The sequence below is a fragment of the Streptomyces virginiae genome, assembly GCF_041432505.1.
GTDB classification, from domain to species: domain Bacteria; phylum Actinomycetota; class Actinomycetes; order Streptomycetales; family Streptomycetaceae; genus Streptomyces; species Streptomyces virginiae_A.
In genome coordinates this window covers 160,868-178,388 of sequence record NZ_CP107873.1, presented here as the reverse complement: position 1 = coordinate 178,388, position 17,521 = coordinate 160,868, and the positions used below count along the sequence as shown (strand labels likewise).

Annotated in this window: 26 protein-coding genes; 3 read left to right on the top strand and 23 right to left on the bottom strand. The window is 71.2% G+C overall.

Annotated elements, in window-relative coordinates:
- Positions 1 to 5 precede the first annotated feature (5 nt).
- The 4 genes from OG624_RS42960 to OG624_RS42945 form a co-directional block, all read right to left on the bottom strand.
- Positions 6 to 2,525, bottom strand: coding sequence for a DEAD/DEAH box helicase family protein (locus OG624_RS42960; protein ID WP_331719721.1), 2,520 nt, complete (start codon positions 2,523 to 2,525; stop codon positions 6 to 8).
- Between the two features lie 165 nt (positions 2,526 to 2,690).
- The gene (locus OG624_RS42955) at positions 2,691 to 3,497 is read right to left on the bottom strand and encodes a hypothetical protein (RefSeq protein ID WP_331719720.1); all 807 of its coding nucleotides are present in this window, start codon (positions 3,495 to 3,497) and stop codon (positions 2,691 to 2,693) included.
- Between the two features lie 94 nt (positions 3,498 to 3,591).
- Entirely contained in the window at positions 3,592 to 4,644 is a 1,053-nt protein-coding gene (locus OG624_RS42950) for a DUF6292 family protein (protein ID WP_371640981.1), read from the bottom strand.
- Between the two features lie 54 nt (positions 4,645 to 4,698).
- On the bottom strand, positions 4,699 to 5,106 hold the full coding sequence (locus tag OG624_RS42945) for a hypothetical protein (RefSeq protein ID WP_331719719.1): 408 nt from the start codon (positions 5,104 to 5,106) through the stop codon (positions 4,699 to 4,701).
- A 342-nt stretch (positions 5,107 to 5,448) separates the two neighbouring features.
- Between OG624_RS42945 and OG624_RS42940 the strand changes: the two genes are divergently transcribed.
- The 3 genes from OG624_RS42940 (at position 5,449) to OG624_RS42930 (ending at position 7,410) form a co-directional block, all read left to right on the top strand.
- Positions 5,449 to 5,670, top strand: a complete 222-nt coding sequence (locus OG624_RS42940; protein WP_371640980.1) for a hypothetical protein — start codon at positions 5,449 to 5,451, stop codon at positions 5,668 to 5,670.
- Positions 5,670 to 5,921 (top strand): hypothetical protein, encoded by a 252-nt coding sequence (locus OG624_RS42935; RefSeq protein WP_331719717.1) that lies wholly within the window; start codon positions 5,670 to 5,672, stop codon positions 5,919 to 5,921. Before OG624_RS42940 ends, OG624_RS42935 begins: the two co-directional genes overlap by 1 nt.
- A gap of 118 nt (positions 5,922 to 6,039) precedes the next feature.
- Positions 6,040 to 7,410 carry a hypothetical protein gene (locus OG624_RS42930; protein ID WP_331719716.1) on the top strand — a complete coding sequence of 457 codons (1,371 nt, stop codon included), beginning with the start codon at positions 6,040 to 6,042 and terminating at the stop codon, positions 7,408 to 7,410.
- A 37-nt stretch (positions 7,411 to 7,447) separates the two neighbouring features.
- On the opposite strand, the gene OG624_RS42925 is transcribed toward OG624_RS42930, so the two are convergent.
- The 19 genes from OG624_RS42925 to dnaN form a co-directional block, all read right to left on the bottom strand.
- Positions 7,448 to 7,660, bottom strand: a complete 213-nt coding sequence (locus tag OG624_RS42925) for an HIT family protein (RefSeq protein ID WP_331719715.1) — start codon at positions 7,658 to 7,660, stop codon at positions 7,448 to 7,450.
- 24 nt (positions 7,661 to 7,684) lie between these two features.
- Positions 7,685 to 7,825, bottom strand: a complete 141-nt coding sequence (locus tag OG624_RS42920) for a hypothetical protein (protein WP_331719714.1) — start codon at positions 7,823 to 7,825, stop codon at positions 7,685 to 7,687.
- Between the two features lie 26 nt (positions 7,826 to 7,851).
- On the bottom strand, positions 7,852 to 8,268 hold the full coding sequence (locus OG624_RS42915) for an NUDIX hydrolase (RefSeq protein WP_331719713.1): 417 nt from the start codon (positions 8,266 to 8,268) through the stop codon (positions 7,852 to 7,854).
- A 344-nt stretch (positions 8,269 to 8,612) separates the two neighbouring features.
- Positions 8,613 to 8,813: a hypothetical protein gene (locus OG624_RS42910; RefSeq protein ID WP_331719712.1), complete on the bottom strand. Its 201-nt coding sequence runs from the start codon at positions 8,811 to 8,813 to the stop codon at positions 8,613 to 8,615.
- A gap of 40 nt (positions 8,814 to 8,853) precedes the next feature.
- On the bottom strand, positions 8,854 to 9,339 hold the full coding sequence (locus tag OG624_RS42905; RefSeq protein ID WP_331719711.1) for a nucleoside 2-deoxyribosyltransferase domain-containing protein: 486 nt from the start codon (positions 9,337 to 9,339) through the stop codon (positions 8,854 to 8,856).
- Positions 9,336 to 9,713, bottom strand: coding sequence for an HIT family protein (locus OG624_RS42900; protein ID WP_331719710.1), 378 nt, complete (start codon positions 9,711 to 9,713; stop codon positions 9,336 to 9,338). Before OG624_RS42900 ends, OG624_RS42905 begins: the two co-directional genes overlap by 4 nt.
- A 58-nt stretch (positions 9,714 to 9,771) precedes the next feature.
- Entirely contained in the window at positions 9,772 to 10,125 is a 354-nt protein-coding gene (locus tag OG624_RS42895; protein WP_331719709.1) for a hypothetical protein, read from the bottom strand.
- The gene (locus tag OG624_RS42890; protein WP_371640979.1) at positions 10,122 to 10,694 is read right to left on the bottom strand and encodes a hypothetical protein; all 573 of its coding nucleotides are present in this window, start codon (positions 10,692 to 10,694) and stop codon (positions 10,122 to 10,124) included. Before OG624_RS42890 ends, OG624_RS42895 begins: the two co-directional genes overlap by 4 nt.
- Positions 10,695 to 11,211: 517 nt before the next feature.
- A complete protein-coding gene (locus OG624_RS42885) occupies positions 11,212 to 11,634 on the bottom strand; it encodes an NUDIX hydrolase (RefSeq protein WP_331719707.1) in 423 nt (140 codons plus the stop codon).
- Positions 11,635 to 11,846: 212 nt separating this feature from the next.
- On the bottom strand, positions 11,847 to 12,509 hold the full coding sequence (locus tag OG624_RS42880) for a hypothetical protein (protein WP_331719706.1): 663 nt from the start codon (positions 12,507 to 12,509) through the stop codon (positions 11,847 to 11,849).
- 71 nt (positions 12,510 to 12,580) lie between these two features.
- Positions 12,581 to 12,898 carry a hypothetical protein gene (locus OG624_RS42875; RefSeq protein ID WP_331719705.1) on the bottom strand — a complete coding sequence of 106 codons (318 nt, stop codon included), beginning with the start codon at positions 12,896 to 12,898 and terminating at the stop codon, positions 12,581 to 12,583.
- Positions 12,895 to 13,401: a hypothetical protein gene (locus OG624_RS42870; RefSeq protein ID WP_331719704.1), complete on the bottom strand. Its 507-nt coding sequence runs from the start codon at positions 13,399 to 13,401 to the stop codon at positions 12,895 to 12,897. The genes OG624_RS42875 and OG624_RS42870 overlap by 4 nt, the downstream gene beginning before the upstream one ends.
- A gap of 97 nt (positions 13,402 to 13,498) precedes the next feature.
- Entirely contained in the window at positions 13,499 to 13,735 is a 237-nt protein-coding gene (locus OG624_RS42865; protein WP_331719703.1) for a hypothetical protein, read from the bottom strand.
- Between the two features lie 125 nt (positions 13,736 to 13,860).
- Entirely contained in the window at positions 13,861 to 14,040 is a 180-nt protein-coding gene (locus OG624_RS42860; RefSeq protein ID WP_371640978.1) for a hypothetical protein, read from the bottom strand.
- A 19-nt stretch (positions 14,041 to 14,059) separates the two neighbouring features.
- Positions 14,060 to 14,536, bottom strand: coding sequence for a Pycsar system effector family protein (locus OG624_RS42855; protein WP_331719701.1), 477 nt, complete (start codon positions 14,534 to 14,536; stop codon positions 14,060 to 14,062).
- A gap of 150 nt (positions 14,537 to 14,686) precedes the next feature.
- The gene (locus OG624_RS42850) at positions 14,687 to 15,490 is read right to left on the bottom strand and encodes a hypothetical protein (RefSeq protein ID WP_371640977.1); all 804 of its coding nucleotides are present in this window, start codon (positions 15,488 to 15,490) and stop codon (positions 14,687 to 14,689) included.
- Positions 15,481 to 16,032 carry a hypothetical protein gene (locus tag OG624_RS42845; protein WP_331719700.1) on the bottom strand — a complete coding sequence of 184 codons (552 nt, stop codon included), beginning with the start codon at positions 16,030 to 16,032 and terminating at the stop codon, positions 15,481 to 15,483. Before OG624_RS42845 ends, OG624_RS42850 begins: the two co-directional genes overlap by 10 nt.
- Positions 16,029 to 16,223, bottom strand: a complete 195-nt coding sequence (locus OG624_RS42840; protein ID WP_331719699.1) for a hypothetical protein — start codon at positions 16,221 to 16,223, stop codon at positions 16,029 to 16,031. Before OG624_RS42840 ends, OG624_RS42845 begins: the two co-directional genes overlap by 4 nt.
- 106 nt (positions 16,224 to 16,329) lie before the next feature.
- On the bottom strand, positions 16,330 to 17,454 hold the full coding sequence (dnaN, locus tag OG624_RS42835) for a DNA polymerase III subunit beta (RefSeq protein WP_331719698.1): 1,125 nt from the start codon (positions 17,452 to 17,454) through the stop codon (positions 16,330 to 16,332).
- Positions 17,455 to 17,521 lie beyond the last annotated feature (67 nt).

Sequence of the window (17,521 nt, the reverse complement as noted above, 5' to 3'; positions counted from 1 at the left end):
CGCTGCTACGGGGTCGTCCGGCAGGTCTCGGCGTAGGTGGAGAAGAAGACGGCGCCGGTCAGCTTGTTCTGCGCGAGCTGCGCGGTGACGGCCTGCTCTTCGCCCCAATTCCCGAGGTCGCCCGCGAGTGCGGTGGCGTACTTCATGACCGCCGTGCGCAGCAGCTCGTACTTCGCTGGCGTGACCACCCGCATGCCGGGCACGGGGGTGCCGTACTGGTCGGCGGTGCGGCTCCGGTGCAGCATCACCGGCAGGGCCTTGACCTCTGGGTGCTTCGCGGTGCACCAGTCGACGCTGACGCCGAGCTGCCCCAGGTCCTTCTTGGCGATGGTGTCCGTCACGCAGCCCGTCTTGAGTTCCGTTACGGCGAACTCCTTCGAGGTCAGGGCCCAGAGGTTGTCCGGGCCCTTGCCCTCCTGCTTCTCGGGCCGGGTACTGACGAATCCGAGGTGGAGGCCCAAGCGGTACCAGGCATGTTCGGCGTCGTCCGATCGCTCTTCGACCTCCCAGACCACGTCTTCGAGGATCTTCTTGATGCCGAGCACCAGGGTGATGCCGTCGGCGTACTCGTTGGCCAGGAACTCGGCCGCAGCGCGCGCCTGTACGACGGCCGGCTTGATCTGGGCGGAGGCTACGCCGGCGAGGGGGCGCAGGACGAACTGGTTCTCGCCGACGGCGGTAACCAAGCTCTGTTGGGCGGAAACAGCGTTGGTCTGGTGGAGGTAGGCGGCCTTCTGCTCGCGCAGCCACCCGCGCAGCGGCTTGTCGTCGAGGGCGTTCATCGTCTTCTGGAGGCGGTCGGCCGCCTTTTCCGTGAGGCCAGTGACAGCCAGGTCGAAGGCTTCGCGCAGCGCCACCGCCTCCGGGCGCACGGTGCCGAGCTGGGTGTAGCGGATCTCGGCCAGGGCGCGGCGGCTGCGTCCGGTCCACCGGGGGTCTCGGGCCAGGCACGCTTCGAGGACCTGGCGTACGTCGTCCAAGCCGGCGCCGTGGATCTGCTCGGCGATTTCCCGGCTGAGGGCAAGTTGGGCCTGGGTCGCGGGCGAGAACAGCTGCAGGTGTCGGGGTTCGTGGAGGGCGAGTGCGAGGTTCGCACCGAGGAGGAGGACCGCGCAGTAGTCCTCGCTGTCCCGGACGCCGCGGCCCATGCCCTGCTCGATCCGCTGGATTTCCCGGGCGAGGCGGACGGGGCTGTCGGCCAGGGCCACGGACTCGCGGCGTTCCACGGCGTCGAGGGGCCGGGGAATGCCGTCGAGGATGAGCAGGCGGCAGGCGTCGGCAGGCAAGTCGACGCCGTCGTACTTGTTGACCATGACGACCAGACCCACGTGGCCTTCCTGGAGCTCCTTCACTCCGGCCGCGAGGTCCTGCACGTGGTGGGTGCGGTCGGCGTAGGGCTTCCAGGCGGCCGCGGCCTGGTCGCTGGGTACGAGGACGACGACGTTGATCGGGTCGGCGTCGCGCACGCCGTCGCCGTCCCGGTCACCGTCCGCGTACTGACGGGCCAGCTGACGCACGGCGTCGTTGTCGAGGTCCGTGTTGAGGGCGATGGGCGCGAGGATCATCCGTTCGCCGAGATCGGCCGCGCTGCCCGGTGTGATCGGCCGGGCGACCAGGGCGGGGTCGGCCTGGAAGTCGGTGACCAGGGCACTGTCGTCGGCCAGGGTGGCGGTGAGGTAGACGCGGCGACGGGCTCGGGCGAAGGAGGGGATGCGGTCGATCGGCGGGCACGAGGGCCGGATCTCGATCGCCGTGGACGTCGCCGTCGCGGAGCACAGGGGCAGGACGTGCGCGATCAGCGGCCACGCGAACTTGAAGGCGTCGCCGCCACGGTGCGGGTGCAGGATCTTCAGGACCTGCTCGTTCTTGTCCGACCACGCCCAGAAGGGGATGGTGGCCAGCGCGCTGAAGTCCCGCGCTTCAAGGTCGGCCAAGGCGTTCGGGGCCTGGTGGCGCAGGTCCTCGCGGAAGAGGTCCAGCAGGTCCTGGTAGGCATCGTGGCCGAAGGGTACGCGGAGCCGGAACTGGTCCTCGGTCCGCGCGAGTGCGGCGTGGGCATCGTCGACCACGACGACGCCGAGGTCGAGCGGCTGCTTGCCGTCGCCGACAACGCCGAACTGGGACTTGCCGTTGATCAGCTTCTGGTAGTTCGTCACCAGGACGGTCCGCGCCGCGAGGAACCCAGGGTCCTGGGGGTCTTCGGTCGTGGCGATGTCGAGCTTGCGCGCTTCCGCGCGGACCTGCTTGACGAGGTAGTTGTCCGGCGCCAGGTACACGGCCTTGCCGATGCCCTCGTTGAGGGTGCTCTGGGCGATCAGCAGGCCGACCGCGGTCTTGCCGCCTCCGGTGTTCTGCTTGATCACCACGTCGCGGTCGTCACGCCGGTCGAACCATGCGTCGAGGACTTCGCCTTGCTCGTGGCGCAGGTAGGGCCACGGGCGGTCGGCCAGCCCGGAATAGATGTCCCGTGGCCTCAGAAGGGCCTCGCTGTCCCCCGTGCCGATCCGATCCCAGTCCAGCGGCATCCTGGCCTCCCCACCCCTGTAGACGGGTGGACCGATGCCCACCCGGAATGGGTCATTCTTCCCCGGATTCAGGATCAAGGTGGTCGGAATTTCAGCAGGGGTGTACCGCCAGTGACGGGCCGCACGGATAGCTCCGTAGGGCCCGTCGACATGTGCCTCGGAGGTTCACCGGCTCAGGCGGGTGCGCGGTCCCCATGCGAACTCAAGGTCGTCCAGGAGAACGGCGTCCATCGTCTTGTCCCACCGGCTGCGCAGCAGGAACGGCGCGGCCTCCATCCGTTCGCAGATGATCAGACTTTCGGGCTGACCGGCCAGCATGTAGCGGCCGTGCGACGCGGGCGTGCTGCCCGGCCCGTACGCGCGCAGCAACTCTTCCAGGCGTGCGCGGTGCTGCTCGGCGAACGCCTCCAGGCGCTCTACGTACCCGGCTCGCTCGTCCTCGCGCACGGCGCCGAGCGCCACGGTCAGGATCTCGTCCGACGCCTCGGGGCCGAGGAAGTCGCCCGGGTCGGCCAAGGCCCACGTGCACCGCCGGGCCGCCGCCAAGACCTCCTTCGTGTCCAGCGCTGGAGCCGGTTCCTGCGCCGGGGGTTCCGGAGCGGGGGAGGCTGGCTGCCGAGCGTGCGCGAGCAGCAAAGCGCTGGAGGCGGCGAGCCCGCGCTGAGCGGTGGCCGTGGTGTCGGCGATGTGCAGCAGGTAGCTGGCGACCGCGCGGACACCGGCGAACCAGCCGTCCTCGAACCGCGGATCCGACCCGTGCGGGGCGCTGCTCTCGGAAATCCAGGTGTGGGCCCCCGCCACGGCGCCGGCCTCCAGCTTCGACACAATCTCGTCCGCCTGCTCTGGAGCGACCCCGACGGCGGCCAGGACCTGGAACACGGTGAACCGCGCACCCGTCGCCTCGCTCTGATGATGGCCGATACGGGCCAGCTCCTGGCCGTACGCGTCGGAGTCGTGCTGCTCGGTGCTCACGCTGTGCCTCCCTTGTCTGCGTGGGTGTGGTCGACGGTCCAGTTCGGATTGCGTACGGGCGTCGGTGCCCGCGTCTCGATAGCCGCGGCTGGGTTCAGGGATTGGTGTGGGGGCGCTTGGTGCCCTTGCGGCCGTCGCGCAGGGCGGCGAGGAGCTCTTCGGGCTCGGGCCGGAGCCCGCTGCCCAGGTAGCGGATTCCCTCGCCCTCGGGCGGGGTGTCGGTGGCCTTGCCGATGGGGTGCCGGCGGCTGGTCGAGGTCCGCCACCCGGAGCGGTCGTCCCACACCACGGCCGCGGCCGGCTGATCCGTGTTGAGCAGTACGGCGGCGGCGACGTGCTCTCCGTCGAGCTGGCGCATCTCCACCTGCGCCTGCTGGGCGATGCCCGCGGCGGCCAGGACGTCGGCGGTGTGCTGCAGGTACGGCTGGGCGCTGCGGGCGCGGAGCTCCCGCTCGGCGACCGTGATGGCGCCGCGGTGGGTGATGTTGGGGTAGCCCAGCTGGGTGGCGGCGTCCTTCGGGTCGAGGCCGGGCTGCTTCTCGATGAGGTCGGCGATGCGCCGGCCGCGCAGGGTGGCCAGGCCGGACTGCGCGGTGGGGAACTTGGTGATGCCGAGGGTGTCGGAGACGGTCTCGACGGTGACGGCGGGGTCGGCGTCCAGGAGCTCGGCGATCCGGGGCAGGATCTCGTCGCGGGGGATCATGTCGCCGCTGCCCTCGCGGCGGCCGCCGCCGGCGCCGCGCCCGGGACGGCTGTTCTTGTACGCGAGGACCAGGCGGCGGGGCCAGTGCTCGGTGCCTTTGGGGCCCTTGGGCACAAGGACCACACCGGCGACCAGCTCGGGGTCGCGCTTGTAGGTGTTCCAGGTCACGGGGGCGATGCCGAGCAGTTCGGCGGCCTCGTGGCGGTCCAGGAGGTCCTCGTCGTCGTCGGCCTGGGGCAGCTCGGGGATGGGCTCGCCGGCGTAGTAGGCCTTGGTCTGCTCCGCGTCCCAGAGCTGGTTGCGGGCCTTGGGCGAGCTGATCGGCGCCGGGTGGCCTTCCGCCGCGTAGGGCTTCTGGTTGCGGACGGTGACGAGTGCCTTGCCGAGGGCGGCGGCCAGGTCGGCCATGGTCTGGACATACTGCAGGCGTCCGGCGCGGATCATGTTCTTCTCCTTCATCACGGGGCGGGGCGCTTGTGGCGCCCCGCCGGCGGGGTGTCAGTCGTTCGTGGGGTCGGGCAGGCAGTTCGGGTTGCACGGCGCGCTGGCTTCGGCGCCGCATCCGTCGCAGGGGCGGGCGGCCGCCTCGATGAGCGGGTGGAGGCGGGCGAAGGCGCTGTCGGCGCCGCTGTGCGGGGTGAGGTTGCCGCCGGCGACGACGTACAGGGCGTGCGGCGGGTTGCTGGTGGTGCGCACCCGGATGCCGGTGGTGTCGCCCGGGCCGGCGGCGAGTCCGGGGATCGCCAGGACGCCGGCGGCGGGGACGGTGGTGACGCCGGCCTCGGCCAGGAGCTCGGCGAGGCGGGAGAGTTCGGCCTCGGCGGCCGCGGCGGTGGCCAGCCAGGCAGGTACGGCGCCCGCGGTCTGCGTCGGGCTGCCGGCGGGGTAGGTGAGGGAGATGGACATGGGGCCTCCAGGCTGTCGGTGTGTGTTCGGCGCCGCGGGCTGCCACCACCCGCGAACAAGAAAACATTACCTAGCTTACATCATCTTTGGCAAGTGGAGTGTGCCCGCAACGCCGCGGCGTACGGATACACTCGGAGGTGAGATACGCCTCTCGGGTCTCCCGGAGTGTGTGTTTTCGGTTGGCCGGCGCCCTTGCCACCCGCCTCGGCGGAAGTGGGCGCCGGCCGCTTTCGTCTCCGCCGGCCACACGGCACCCCCGCGCAGCGGGCGGTCTCAGTACCTCTTCGCCTTCCGGGTTCCGGTGGGGCGCGCCTGCGCTAGCCTCGTTGCAGCATCTACGACTTGGAGGCCGCGATGCGGATCGTCTTCGACCCGGCCGAGCAGGACGCCCTGCGGGCCGACGCGCGGGAGATGGCTGACGGCGACCCGCGGATCGCCTACGTCCTGGAGCGCCTGGCCGGTGAAGGTGTCGACCTGGACGCCGTTACCTCGTGGGAGGAGCTGCGCGACAAGCTCGGGCAGCCCCCGCTCGACGACTCCGCTCCCACCTCGCACGTCGCCTGATGGGCCGACACGCGCCCAGGCGCGCGCGCATCGTCTTCTACGACGTGGCGCAGGAGCAGATCGAGAAGATGACGGAGGCCGAGCGGCTCCGCCTCGACCCGGTCCTTGTGGCCGTCTCGAAAGACCCGGAGATCGGCGTGCTGTCGAAGCACGGTGCGATCCGTGAGCACCGCGAGGACGGCGTCCGGATCCTGTACGTGCCGACTGCCCTGGGCACGCTGGTCCTGGTCGCCTACGTCGAAGCAGACTGAACCACTCCCCTGGCTCTCCCGGGCGGGGTCTCCGCATCCTGAAGATCCGCTGGCACTCAGTACGCTGCGCTTTCACGCGGCACACGAGGTCGCCGCAGGATCGCAGGGGGCGGCGCTGATGATGGACCTTGAGATAAAGATCAACCAGGTGTGGCACCAGGAGGTACGGCCACTCGTGGCCGAGGCATACCGCTGCTACACAACAGGCTCTGCCCGCGCGTGCATCGTCCTGACCTGGACCGCCGTGTGCACGGATCTCATCCACAAGCTCTACCAGCTCGCCGAGGACGATGAGGGCGACGCCAAGCAGCTGGTGAAGAGGATCGACGAGGCCCGTGGGAAGCCTGACCGGGACGCGATCAAGACGATGCTCAACGTCGAGAACACGATCCTCGACGTCGCCGCATCGCTCGACCTGATCGACTTCGTGGAGAAGCGCGAGCTGGAGCGGCTGAAGGAGGACCGCAACCTGGCCGCCCACCCGTCGCTGCGTCCGCTCGGGGAGCTCTTCACCCCCACGACCGAGTACGCCAGGGCACACCTCGCGGCGGCAGTGGAAGCGCTGCTGATCCACCCGCCGAGCCAGGGCCGGAAAGCCGTGGACCGTTTCCGCGAACATGTGGGCGAGGCGTCGTTCGTCGGAAGTAGTGACTACCTGGCACAGGTGTTCTTCGCCCGGGCGAAATCCGCCACCCGACGCAACATCGTGGTCCTCGCCGCCAAGGAGGCTCTCCTGGAGCAGACGAGCGTCGGCGCGCTCAGCGAGACGGTGATGGCCGACCGGTACGCGACTTGCCTCCGCGCGTTCGCGGAACGGGACCGCACGCTCGTCCAAGAGGCCATCGCCCCCGTCATGGGCCGGCTCGGGCAGCAGCCGTTCGATGCACAGGTCCGTGCCCTCGTCCGCCTCGGCGACCTCGATGCCTTCTGGGACGAGGTCGAGACGGCCATGCGCACCCAGTTCGAGGACTACGCCGGCCAGATCAACCTGCCTGGCGATTACGACCCGCTGTCCGCGGACCAGGTCGTCTTCCTCAGCCTGGTGGAGCTGAAGCACGTGCGGGCGGCCTTGCCCTCTCTGGAGCCGAAGTTTCAGGCGCTGTCCGCATGGCAGAAAGCCTCCGTGATCAGGCATCGCCCGGGCCCGTACTTGGCGGGCCATGTGGCGGCCGTCCTGGAGGGAGCCAAGAGCTGGCGTACTGCCGAGAGCACGGCCCAGCAGTCGGTGCCGGCCTGCGCCCCGTTCGTGACCGCGGAGCAGCTCGGCGACATCCTGTCCGCCTGGGCGGAGAACTTCGAATGCCGTACGGCATCGGCGATGGGCGAGCTGGCGGTCACCTTCTTTTCACTCGTGCCCGCGTCGCTCCGTGGAGACAAGGCGTGGCAGGCGTTTCTGGACGCAGTGCGCGAAGTGGAGGAGGAGGACAGCCCGTTCCGCTACGACGAGCTGGAGGAGGCGATGCGCGCGGCCACCGGCCCGCGCACGTAGCTTCGAGGGTCCTGCGGCGGCAAGGCGGTGCTGCCGGTCACGGAGTGGCCGTGCCCTGCTCGGCGGCGCGGGCAGCGTGCTGCGGGGTCCATGGCAGGGGAAGGATGTCGCCCTCCTGGCGGGGAACGACGTGCAGGTGGAGGTGGTCGACGGTCTGTGTGGCTGGTCGGCCCTGTTCCCGCAGCGGAGCCCCGGACTCCTGAGTCCGGGGCTCCGCTCTTGGGGCGGGACGCGGCCGACGGTCGGTCATGGGTCGTCGCCCGCAGGGGGTGCGCTAGTCGTCGGTGACGGTGACGCTGACCACGTGGCCCACCTGGAAGGGGAGTTCCTCGTATTCGCGAGCGGTCGCGTCGTCGCTGACGGTGGTCTCGATGACGTTGCCGTCGGACTCTGTGATCGTGATCAGCTTGGCCACAGTGTGCTCCGTTCTCGCTTGCAGGGTTACTGGTTGAGGTAGTCGAGGGCGCGCTGCAGGAGGGGCCGGTGCGCGGTGTAGAGGGTGCGTCCGGCGGCTGTGATCTCGGTGTCGAGCTGGTCGAGGGAGCTGAACGGCCACCAGTTGGCGTCGAGGGCGTCGTCGGCGGCGATGGCGGTCACCGTGGCGGGCAGCAGGTAGAGCGCGCTGGTGGACGCGACCCAGGCGTGGTCCGAGGCTCGCCAGTCGTCTACGAGGTCCTGGCCGAGGATGACCGGCCGGTGGCCGGACAGGTCGACGCCGGTTTCCTCGCGCAGCTCCCGGACGAGGGCGGCCGGTGCGGTCTCGCCCGGGTCCACCATGCCGCCGGGGATCGCCTCCACCTGGATGTCGTCCCGGGTGATCAGCAGGACACGGCGGTCCTGGCCGGTGCCCGCGACCACGATGGGGTCGGCGGCGGCGTTCTCGCCCCACCGGCCCAGTGCGGCCGGTGCGGCCGGTGCGGCCCTGCGGGTGCAGCGGCCAGCCGCGCGTGTCCAGCTCGAACCGTACGAGCGCGGCGGCCCGCCGGCGGTCCCAGTCGGTCACGTCGGTCGGCGAGGGGGCTCCCTCGGCCCAGTCGGGTACGTGCTGGGCGAGGGCCGCGGGCTGCAGCTCGGGCGGTGTGACGTCCGTCGGGGTGTACTCCGGCCATTGCACCGACCAGCAGCGGCGTCCGGCGGGGATGGTCTCGGTGATGTCACTCATGAATCTCTCCGGTCACGTGGTGGGTTCAGGAACAGGGCGGTCAGGTGCCGTTGGGCTTGTCCTCGGTGCCGCGCTCGCGGCCGAAGCGGTGGTGCGCGGTGGCCAGGATCTCGATCAGCTCCCGCATGGAGTGGGACGTCGGTTCGCCGAGCTCGGTGAGCAGTTCGGCGATCTCCGCTTCGTCGAACTCGATGTGGATGCGGCGCTCACCGATGCGGTTGTTGAGGTACACGCGTTCCATCAGGAAGTCCTTCTTGGGTGGCTGGGTCGGTGCGGCGGGATCAGCAGCCGCTGGTGACGAGCGCGAGGGCGGCCGCGACGGTGTCGGTCAGGGTGGTGCGCACCGGCACACCGTGGCGGCGGGCCACGTAGATCAGGTATCGGTTGCGCTCGGGGTTGGGGCAGTCGGGCGGGCAGCCGAGGACCGCCCGGCCCGTCGACACGTCCAGGCCGAACTCCACGTTGGTGGTCATGGCCGGCATCGTCTTCAGGTCGCGGGGGATCCAGAAGAGGATCGCGCTGGCCGCGGCGCGGGCGTCGGTCTCCCAGTCGACTTGGGTCTCGTAGCGGTCGGCGCGCCGGCCGTGCCGGGACTCGGGGCTCAGGACGGTCAGGGGGTGGGCGCCGGCCCACTGCGCGGCCAGGGCGTCGGCGGCGCCGGGCCGCCAGGACGGGACCGGTGCGCTCTTGTCGGGGGTGGGTCCGGCGAGGAAGACGGACGGGCCGGCCGGGATGGGTTCGCGGGCCATGACCAGGTTGACGCTCATGAGGAGGCTCCGTTCTGCGCGGCGGCGCGGGCGGCGTGCTGCGGGGTCCAGGGCAGGGGCAGGTTGTCGCCGTCCTGGCGGGGGACGACGTGGACGTGCAGGTGGAAGACGGACTGGGTCGCCTCGGTGCCCTTCGAGGTGATGAGGTTGGCGGCGGGGAGCTCGGCCATCAGCTCGGCGGCGCGGCGGTACACCGCGGCGGTCACCTCCGGGTCGCTGCCGGCGTCGGCGACGTGGACGCGCGGCAGGACCATGACGTGGCCGTCGGTCACGCCACCGGTGCGCGGGCGGATCGCGAGGGCGTCGGGCCATTCCCGGACGATGACGGCCGGAGCCTGGCCGGCGGCGATGGAGCAGAAGACGCAGGTCTTCACGGTGGACCTCTCCTGGTGGGTGGCGTTGGGGTGACCGGGGCTCGTGCGGGGTGGCGGGTCAGATCCAGCGGAAGATGTCTCGGACCTGGCTGGCCGCGCCGCTGAGGTTGTCGGCGGGGAGGCTGTAGTCCACGTCGTACGGGTCGTCGGTCTCGTTCATCACGGCGGTGGAGGCGGCGGCCAGGACGTCGGCGAAGGCCTCGTGGACGCCTGCGTCCTGGAGGGCCTGGACGATGTCGTCCTGGTGGGCGCTGCCGCGGGTGATGGCGTCGGCGAGCAGCCGGAGCGCGGCGGCTGCGGCCGGGGCGAGGTCGGCGAGGGCTCCCCCGTCGCTGGTCAGGCTGGTGCGGGCCGGGGTCTCGATGCCGGTGATCGTGGCGAGGTGCTTCGGGGCCTTGGTCTCTTCGGTCACTTCGACTCCTCGGTGTGGTGGGCGGTGCTGAGCTGCGGGGTGTGGGGCGCTGCGGACGGAGCGTCGGGGTTGAAGGCCGGGGTGCCGTCCAGGAAGACGACGGCGCGGGCCTGTCCGAGCAGGGCGTGGAAGCGGTTGAGCAGCAGGCGGCCTTCGCGGGCGGTCTCGGCACTTCCTCGGTGGGTGTCGATGTCGCGGATCGCGTAGCTCAGCCAGTTGAAGTCGCCCTTCTGGATGGGGATCCGGACGCGGGCGGGGTCGGGCTGGGTGATGGAGGCAACGCCGGCGCTCTCGTACAGGCGGCCGATCAGCTCGGTGGTGTAGGTGCCGTTGCCGGAGTACGGGCGGGCGCGGCGGTTGCACTCGTCGGCGTGTAACAGCACGCGCTCGAAGGTCTTCATCTCGTCGAGGCTGATCCCGATGCACTGGACGGGCGGGGTCTTGGCGGGCTGCGGGGCGGCCGGGCGGTAGACGGTGTTGGGCGGCTCGGGCCGGTTCCGGCGGGCGAGCGTGGATCCGGCCAGAGCGCCGATCAGTACGGCGATGGCGATGAGGGCCCACTGGTCCATGCGTTCTTCCTTCCTGTGACTTGCAGCGGTAGTTGTCACCGGCGCCGGTGACCGACCTGCGGCTCCGCGCTGGAATCTCAGCGGTATCTGTCACCAGATGCACGAGTTTGTTGTCACCAACGGCACGTTCGCAGCCGTAGTTGTCACCACACCGACGTACGCGCGAGTCGGTGACCTGGAGCGCTGTACAGGCGTCGGTCCTCGACCGCCGCGAGCGTCCCGGCGGTGACAGTTCGCGCTGCGAGGTGACAGCTATCGCGAGCAGTCACACTTCCTGATGTGCGGGCCAGGGCGGCCCGACTCCTCAAGAGTGCCAACTCAAAGTTGGCCTGTCAACATGAATTTGGCCAACTAAATATTGGCGTCACGGTCCTGAGGTACACCGACGCCCCCGACCTGCGGCAACGGGGTCAGGGGCGTCGGGATGGGCGGCCGCGGCTGGCCAGGACCGGGCGGGCAGCGACGGTTGCCGTGCCCCGCCTGGGCCCTGCGCGGCACCCGGGTATCTGCTGGTGCCTCAGGAGTTGGGCGTCAGGGCCACGCTGATGATGTCGGCGTGGTCGAACGCCAGGTTCTCCGGCAGATCCTTCGCGGGCCACCAGCGAGCGGTGCGGGCGTCGTCCCCGGCGGTGGCCGGAGTGCCGTCGGGGACGATGACCATGTACGCGAACGTGACGTAGGTGCCGCGCGGGTCGCGGCCGACCTGGTCCCAGACGCCGATCTGGTGGAGATTGCCGACGGCCACATGGACACCGGTCTCCTCGGCGAGCTCGCGGGCGGCCGCCACGAAGGGCGCTTCTCCGGCGCCCACATGACCTCCCGGGAGCGCCCAGGCGGCTTCGAAGGGCGGCCGGTCGCGCTCGATCAGCACGACCTCGCCGCTGGGGGTCAGAGCGACGACGTCGGCCGTGTAGATGGGCTCGTTCTCGGTCTCGGACATGTTCGCCTTCGGTTGAAGTGGGCGAGCGCCGGCCGGACCAGGCGGGCGGCGCGCCCGGACGGGAGACCGGCTTGCCTCTGGGCCGGGCGGCCGTCCGCGCGAGGCCGGGCGCTCGGGGTGCTGGAACTACCGGGTGCGGCCGAGGCCGGCCAGGAATCGGGGCAGCAGGGGGCGCCAAGTGCGCTGCCCCCACGCCGGTCCGGCCACGGCGATCACCTCTTCCCCGCGTCCACGGTCTCCTGGACCATCCACACGGAGGAGGTCCGCTTCTGCCAGGCCCGGTAGGCGTCGATGGCGCCCTGATGAGTTCGCGGGTCGGCGTCCAGGTGCGGCCGCAGCTGGTCGGCGTCCAGGGTTCCGACCCGGGCCAGGACGTAGGCCAGGCGCAGGACCGCCCGCCACCGCCACTTCAGGATCAGCGCGCCGCCGTACAGGCCCTCGCGCGTCGTACTCACCGCGGGCATGTCCACCTCCGCGCAGTGTCCGTAGCACTCGACGATGTCGGAGCTCGACATCATGTTCATCGCGGTCTGGAACTCCGGTGCCCCGGCCGGGGCACCACGGCCCCGCAGCCACATGTACGTGGCCTGGAACCCGGCCATGCGCATCGCGAGCAGGTCCGACAGGGGGATGTCGCCGTCCCCGAACGGTGAGAAGTCGAAGTTGACCCGGTCCCCGTCCTCCAGGCCGAGAACCTCTGTATTGACGACGGAAGCCCCCGCGACCTTGAACCCGACGGTGTGACCGACGATCGCGTGCCCGGCCTCGTGCACAGCCGTCAAGAGCCGGTTCAGCCTCGGCTCCAGCCCGACCGTCGCCGTGATCTCCTGGCATAGCGCCCGGCGCTCCGGCTCCGTCATGCTCGGCTTCTCCATCGTGCTTCCCTCCCCGGGTCGGGGCCAGCCGTCGCACGTGGCAGGCAGGCTGTCCTCGTGGCCGGTGACGCTCACGACGCCCCCAGCGCGATGAGCGCTGCGCGGGCCCGCTCCAGGCGCTGGCCGGCGGAGTCCTGGACGTACCCGGCCGCTTCGTCGATGACCTCGGTGATGTCCTCGCCGACCTGGTCTTCGATCCGGACGCCGATGTCGGTCAGCAGGTCGGAGATCATCCCCAGCACGCTGCTGGACTGGTTGCGGTCGTCGTAGAGGGCCTGGAGGACCGCGGCCTGGTCCTCGTGGTCGGCGGTGTCGCCGAGCGCGTTCTCGCGCAGCGCGTGCAGGCCGAGACGGATGGCGGCGACGGCCGTCGTGATGTCGGCGCTCACCGGTGGGACGCCTTCACCGTGGCGAGCAGCGCGGCCAGCGTCTCCCAGGAGTGGTGCCAGCTCTGGTCGAGGCAGTACCGGCCGTTGATGCCGAAGTCGGCGAGGTTGAAGAAGGGCTTCTTGCCAGCGGCCTCGGCGAGCCGCTGGAGGAGGCCCTGGGGCACCCTGCGATCGGCGGCGAAGTGGGTTGCTCCCGAGACCGCGAGGGCGGCGGCCAGGGCGGCCGGGTGCAGGCGGATGCCGAGGACGCGGGTGCCAGCGACGAGGACCAGGCCCTGGGTGGCGGTGTACTGGATGACGTGGTGGAGGCAGGCGCGGCGGCCGCCGTCGGTGCCGACGGTGGTGACCGTGCCGTCCTCGTGCTCGTACGTCACCGGGGCGGCGTCGGTGGCGCCCTTGGCCTGGGAGTCGAAATCGGACTGCCCCCAGTGGTCCGCGTGATCGGCCGCGGCGCGCAGTAACGCGTAGGCGGCGGCGAAGGTAGCGGCGCGGTGGTTCATCATGAGTGTTCTCCTCGGTTCCGCTCTGGACGGGGAGCCCCGGGGGCGGCCGTACCTCTTGGCCGATGCTGCGGCCGCCCCTGGGACCTATGGCGCCGGCCTACTGGTCGGCGGTGTCGGTGTAGCGCTTGAGCTGCTGGCGGACGTGCTCGCGGGAGAAGTCGAGGTGCTCCGCGGTCGCGCCCTGGGTGAGGTTCTTCGCCTCGATCTCGGCCTTGACCGCGGCCCAGTAGGTGCGCCGGGCGGTCTCGATGGCCTGGTCCCGGGCCTCGGCGGCCTTGTCGAGGCGGGCCTTGGCGGCGGTGGCCTCGGGGGTGTCGGGTCTGGTGGGGGTCATGGTGATCAGCTCCGTGACGGTTGAGGGACGATGTAGCTGCTCCCTGCTCCGGTTGAGAGCGGGTTGGGCTGGCCCGGGGCGGGCGGCGCTTGGTTGGTAGCCGGTGGTGCCGTCCGTCCCGGGGGTCAGAGCGTCTTGGTCTTGGGCTTGCAGGCGTGCGTGAAGGCGACGTCGAGGATGGGTCCGATGCGGTCGGGGTAGTCGGTGATCTTCATCGAGAGCCCGCACTTGTGGCACTTGAACGTCGCGGTCTTCATCGGGGTGGTCAGGCGGGTGAGGGCCTGGCGGATCATTTCGGCGAGCATGCGGTTCTCCATCGGCCGGTCAGACAGCGAGGGTGATGAGCCCTGCGAGGACCAGCAGGGCGACGGCACCGGCGGTCATGTCGATGGCGAGCCGGAGCGCGCGGAACTTCCGGGCGGCGATGCGGGAGAGGACCACGATCCGCTCGGCGCTGCGGTCGGTGGCGATGTCGGCGGCGGCCTGCTCGGGCGTGCAGGTCGCCCAGTGAAGGTAGGAGCCGCTGACGTCGCCGCCGAGGCGGGGGCGGACGATCAGCAGGACCAGGAGCATCGCGGCGGCCAGGGCGGCCGCGCCGATGCCGGCGGCGACGGTGGCGGCGACGGGGAGGTCGTGGTCGGGGACAGCGGCGACCAGGACGGCGAGGGGGAGGCTGAGTACGGTCAGGAGCGCCGACGCCTTGGCATCGGTCCTGCCCATCTCCGCGATCACCTCGGTGCGGGCCTGGGCCAGGCGCGCCTCGGTGGGGGCTGCCTGCGATAACTGCCGGGTCTGCTCCATGATTCATCGCCTCCGTTCGTCGGGTGCGGGCCCTTGCCCACACCTCAAGAATGCCAAGTTTCAGTTGGCATGTCAATGCAGGCTTGGCCAACTGATAATTGCAACCCGAGGGGCCGCCTGCCCCACGGGAAGGGCAGGCGGCACCCGCGGCTACTCGTCGGCGGGGGCGGCGCGCATGTGCTCGTACGCCCAGCAGGCCCTCTTCCACAGGTCGCTCGCGTACGCCTCCGGCTCCTGGGCGCACAGGCGGGCGTAGAGGTCGGGGAAGTTGCGGCCGGTGCCGTCGCCGTCGGGGTCGGTGTCCATGGCGTCGGCCAGCGCGTACGGGTCCTTGGGGACCTGCGGTTCGAGGTGGTCAAGGTCGGGGCGGAAGGCGCCGGTGGTGATGACGGTGCCCTCGATGTGCGCGGTGTGGTGCAGCTGCCTGCGCAGGCCGGCGGCGATCTCCTCGGCGCGGCTCTCGTGTTCGTACGGGCCGATCCGTACCGGGTCCAGGCCGGGGCGGTCGAGGATGACGGCGTGACCGACCGGGTCGGTGTAGCGGACGGGGCGGCCGAGCTGGTGGGCGTAGGAGATCTCGGCGCGGGTGGAGTCGCCGATGTAGCAGCCTGGGTTGACGACCAGGACCTCGTCGCAGGCCCGGATCTTCCAGCGGTGCAGCGCGTCCAGCGCGAGCTTGAGCTTCTCGGCGGCCGCGGGTTCCGCCCACAGGGGGTGAGCCTTCTTCAGGTCGATGCCGGGCGCGAGGACTGCCCGGCCGGCGGCCGTCTCGCGGAAGTTGGCCTCGGCGAGCTCCTCCCAGAAGGCGGTGGATCCGCAGAGGGTGACGACCGTGGGCCGGTCGGTGGAGGTGTCGGACGGGTTGAGCAGCTGCTCGGAGGTGGCGGGGGCGGCGGCCGCGATGAGGCCGGCGGCCTGGAGGTCGCGGTGGTGGTGCTCGGGGTTCATCGGCATGTCTGTTCCTTCGGGATGGGCGGGCGCGGCCGGCGCCGGTTGGATGGGACGCCGGCCTCCGTGGTGCGCGCCCTGGGTTCAAGGGGTCGGTCCGGAAGCGGCTGGGGCTCGGTCTTCGCGGCTCGTGCCTGGGCCTGGCGCCAGGCCTTGGCCAGGTGCAGCACGGCCTTCTCGTACGTCGGGGGGTCGGTGGTCTCGGCGGCGTCGCCGGCGGCGGCGAGCGCCTGGACGAGGGCGACGGCTTCGGGGACCGTCAGGTCGTCGAGGACGGCGAGCTCGTCGCCGCGGAACGGGTCGATGCGGAGCCGACCGTACTCATCCTTGATGCGGTCGTGGTCTCGCTGGATCACCCGCCGGCGCACGACGGCGCGGTGGGATTCCGGACTCGGCCGGCTGGGCCTGGGGCGGAGCACGTAGATGCCCGTGGCGAGGAAGCGGGGCGCTGCGCTGACCATGCCGACAAGCACCACGGCGCCTCCGCCCCAGAGCAGGGCCAGCAGCAGGGAGTGGATCCACTGCCGGGCGGCGTCCACCAATGTCATCGGCCCGTCGCTCGCAGCTCGTGCGTGTGGCACAGGACGGGGCCGATGAAGATGCTGATCCTGTTCACCGTCCACCGCCCTTCGGTGAGCGGGCCGGGCGGGACCTCGTCGACGATCCTGCCCGTCTTGCCCTTGGCCCGGGGATCGTCCGCGCAGTCGAGGATCTCTACCTCGGCACCGGCGTTGAACATCTGCTTCTCCTTAGGTGGTTGGCGTGCTGGGGGGCTGTCTGCGGGGTGGCGGTCGGCGCCGCGGGCCGGGGCGGCCGGCCTGGGTGGTGGCCGCCCCGGGGGTGGGTCAGCCGGACTGGCGGATCGGCATGATCAGGTAGCGCAGCGCGGTGGGGTTCGCTTCGGCGGGGACCAGGAGCGCCGGCTTGACCGGGTTGACGATCTGGAGGCGGATCCGGTCCGTCTTCAGCGCGGTGACGCCGTCGAGGAGGTAGCCGGGGTTGAAGGCGATGGTCACGGGGGCGCCGGTGAGCAGGTCGGTGGTGGCGGTGACCTGGTCGCGGGCGGAGGCGTCGTCGGCGGTGCCGGCGCTCAGGGCCAGGGCGCCGTCGGTGAGGTGGAGCTTGACGGGGTGACCGCGTTCGGCGACGAGGGCCATGCGCTTGACGGCGTCGGCGAGGTCGCTGGCGTCGAGGTCGGCGGTGGCGGTGAAATCGGTGGGCCACAGGGCCTTGTGGTCGGGGAGCTGGCCGTCCATGGCGCGCAGGGTGAGGGTGCGCGTACGGCCGGCCAGGCCGAGGACGCCGTGGGAGGCGGGGAGGGTGAGGTGGACCTGGTCGTCGGTGGCGAGGATCTTGGCGGCTTCGGCGAGGGACTTGGCCGGGATGGTGGTCTGGGTGGTGGTGCCGGTGGCCTTGGCGGGAGTCCAGGGGATGGGGCGGAGCGCGAAGCGGTAGCGGTCGGTGGCGGCGAAGGTGATCGTGTCGTCGGTGATCTCGGCCTGGATGCCGGTGAGGATCGGGAGGGCGTCGTCGCGGCCGGCGGCGGTGGCGACCTGGTGGATGGCCTCGGCGAGCGCGTGCCCGGCCACGGTGCCGCTGGCGGCCGCGGGCCGGGGCAGGGTGGGGTACTCCTCCAGCGGGAGGGTGTGCAGGGTGTAGCGGGTGCGGCCGGAGGTGAGAACCAGGCGGGTGCCGTCGAGTTCGAGGTCGACCGGGTGGGTGCCCTTGACCGTGCGGGTGATGTCGGCGAGGAGGCGGCCGGAGACCAGGACGGTGCCGGGGGTGGTGACCTCGGCGTCCACGGTGGCCTGGGCGCTGGTCTCGTAGTCGAAGGCGGCGACGGCCAGGGTGCCGGCGGTGGCCTCCAGCCGGATCGCGGCGAGGACGGGGACGGGGGGCCGGGCGGGCAGGGCCCGGGCGGCGTCGGTGACGGCGGCCGCGAGCGGGGCGAGGTCCGTACGGAACTTCATCGTTGCTCCCTTCCGAGCGGGCGGGCGGCGGTCCGGCCGGGGCCGGGGTGCGCCCGGGGTGCGGTGA

Bases quoted from the DNA above. Each gene is read 5' to 3' on its own strand.
- OG624_RS42855 (WP_331719701.1), bottom strand. From the start codon at position 14,536: ATGGAGCAGACCCGGCAGTTATCGCAGGCAGCCCCCACCGAGGCGCGC.
- OG624_RS42845 (WP_331719700.1), bottom strand. From the start codon at position 16,032: ATGACATTGGTGGACGCCGCCCGGCAGTGGATCCACTCCCTGCTGCTG.
- OG624_RS42945 (WP_331719719.1), bottom strand. From the start codon at position 5,106: ATGTCCATCTCCCTCACCTACCCCGCCGGCAGCCCGACGCAGACCGCG.
- OG624_RS42870 (WP_331719704.1), bottom strand. From the start codon at position 13,401: ATGATGAACCACCGCGCCGCTACCTTCGCCGCCGCCTACGCGTTACTG.
- OG624_RS42930 (WP_331719716.1), top strand. From the start codon at position 6,040: ATGATGGACCTTGAGATAAAGATCAACCAGGTGTGGCACCAGGAGGTA.
- OG624_RS42890 (WP_371640979.1), bottom strand. From the start codon at position 10,694: ATGGACCAGTGGGCCCTCATCGCCATCGCCGTACTGATCGGCGCTCTG.
- OG624_RS42960 (WP_331719721.1), bottom strand. From the start codon at position 2,525: ATGCCGCTGGACTGGGATCGGATCGGCACGGGGGACAGCGAGGCCCTT.
- OG624_RS42910 (WP_331719712.1), bottom strand. From the start codon at position 8,813: ATGGAACGCGTGTACCTCAACAACCGCATCGGTGAGCGCCGCATCCAC.
- OG624_RS42850 (WP_371640977.1), bottom strand. From the start codon at position 15,490: ATGCCGATGAACCCCGAGCACCACCACCGCGACCTCCAGGCCGCCGGC.
- OG624_RS42840 (WP_331719699.1), bottom strand. From the start codon at position 16,223: ATGTTCAACGCCGGTGCCGAGGTAGAGATCCTCGACTGCGCGGACGAT.
- OG624_RS42880 (WP_331719706.1), bottom strand. From the start codon at position 12,509: ATGGAGAAGCCGAGCATGACGGAGCCGGAGCGCCGGGCGCTATGCCAG.
- OG624_RS42925 (WP_331719715.1), bottom strand. From the start codon at position 7,660: ATGACCGACCGTCGGCCGCGTCCCGCCCCAAGAGCGGAGCCCCGGACT.
- dnaN (WP_331719698.1), bottom strand. From the start codon at position 17,454: ATGAAGTTCCGTACGGACCTCGCCCCGCTCGCGGCCGCCGTCACCGAC.
- OG624_RS42865 (WP_331719703.1), bottom strand. From the start codon at position 13,735: ATGACCCCCACCAGACCCGACACCCCCGAGGCCACCGCCGCCAAGGCC.
- OG624_RS42885 (WP_331719707.1), bottom strand. From the start codon at position 11,634: ATGTCCGAGACCGAGAACGAGCCCATCTACACGGCCGACGTCGTCGCT.
- OG624_RS42935 (WP_331719717.1), top strand. From the start codon at position 5,670: ATGGGCCGACACGCGCCCAGGCGCGCGCGCATCGTCTTCTACGACGTG.
- OG624_RS42860 (WP_371640978.1), bottom strand. From the start codon at position 14,040: ATGCTCGCCGAAATGATCCGCCAGGCCCTCACCCGCCTGACCACCCCG.
- OG624_RS42905 (WP_331719711.1), bottom strand. From the start codon at position 9,339: ATGAGCGTCAACCTGGTCATGGCCCGCGAACCCATCCCGGCCGGCCCG.
- OG624_RS42950 (WP_371640981.1), bottom strand. From the start codon at position 4,644: ATGATCCGCGCCGGACGCCTGCAGTATGTCCAGACCATGGCCGACCTG.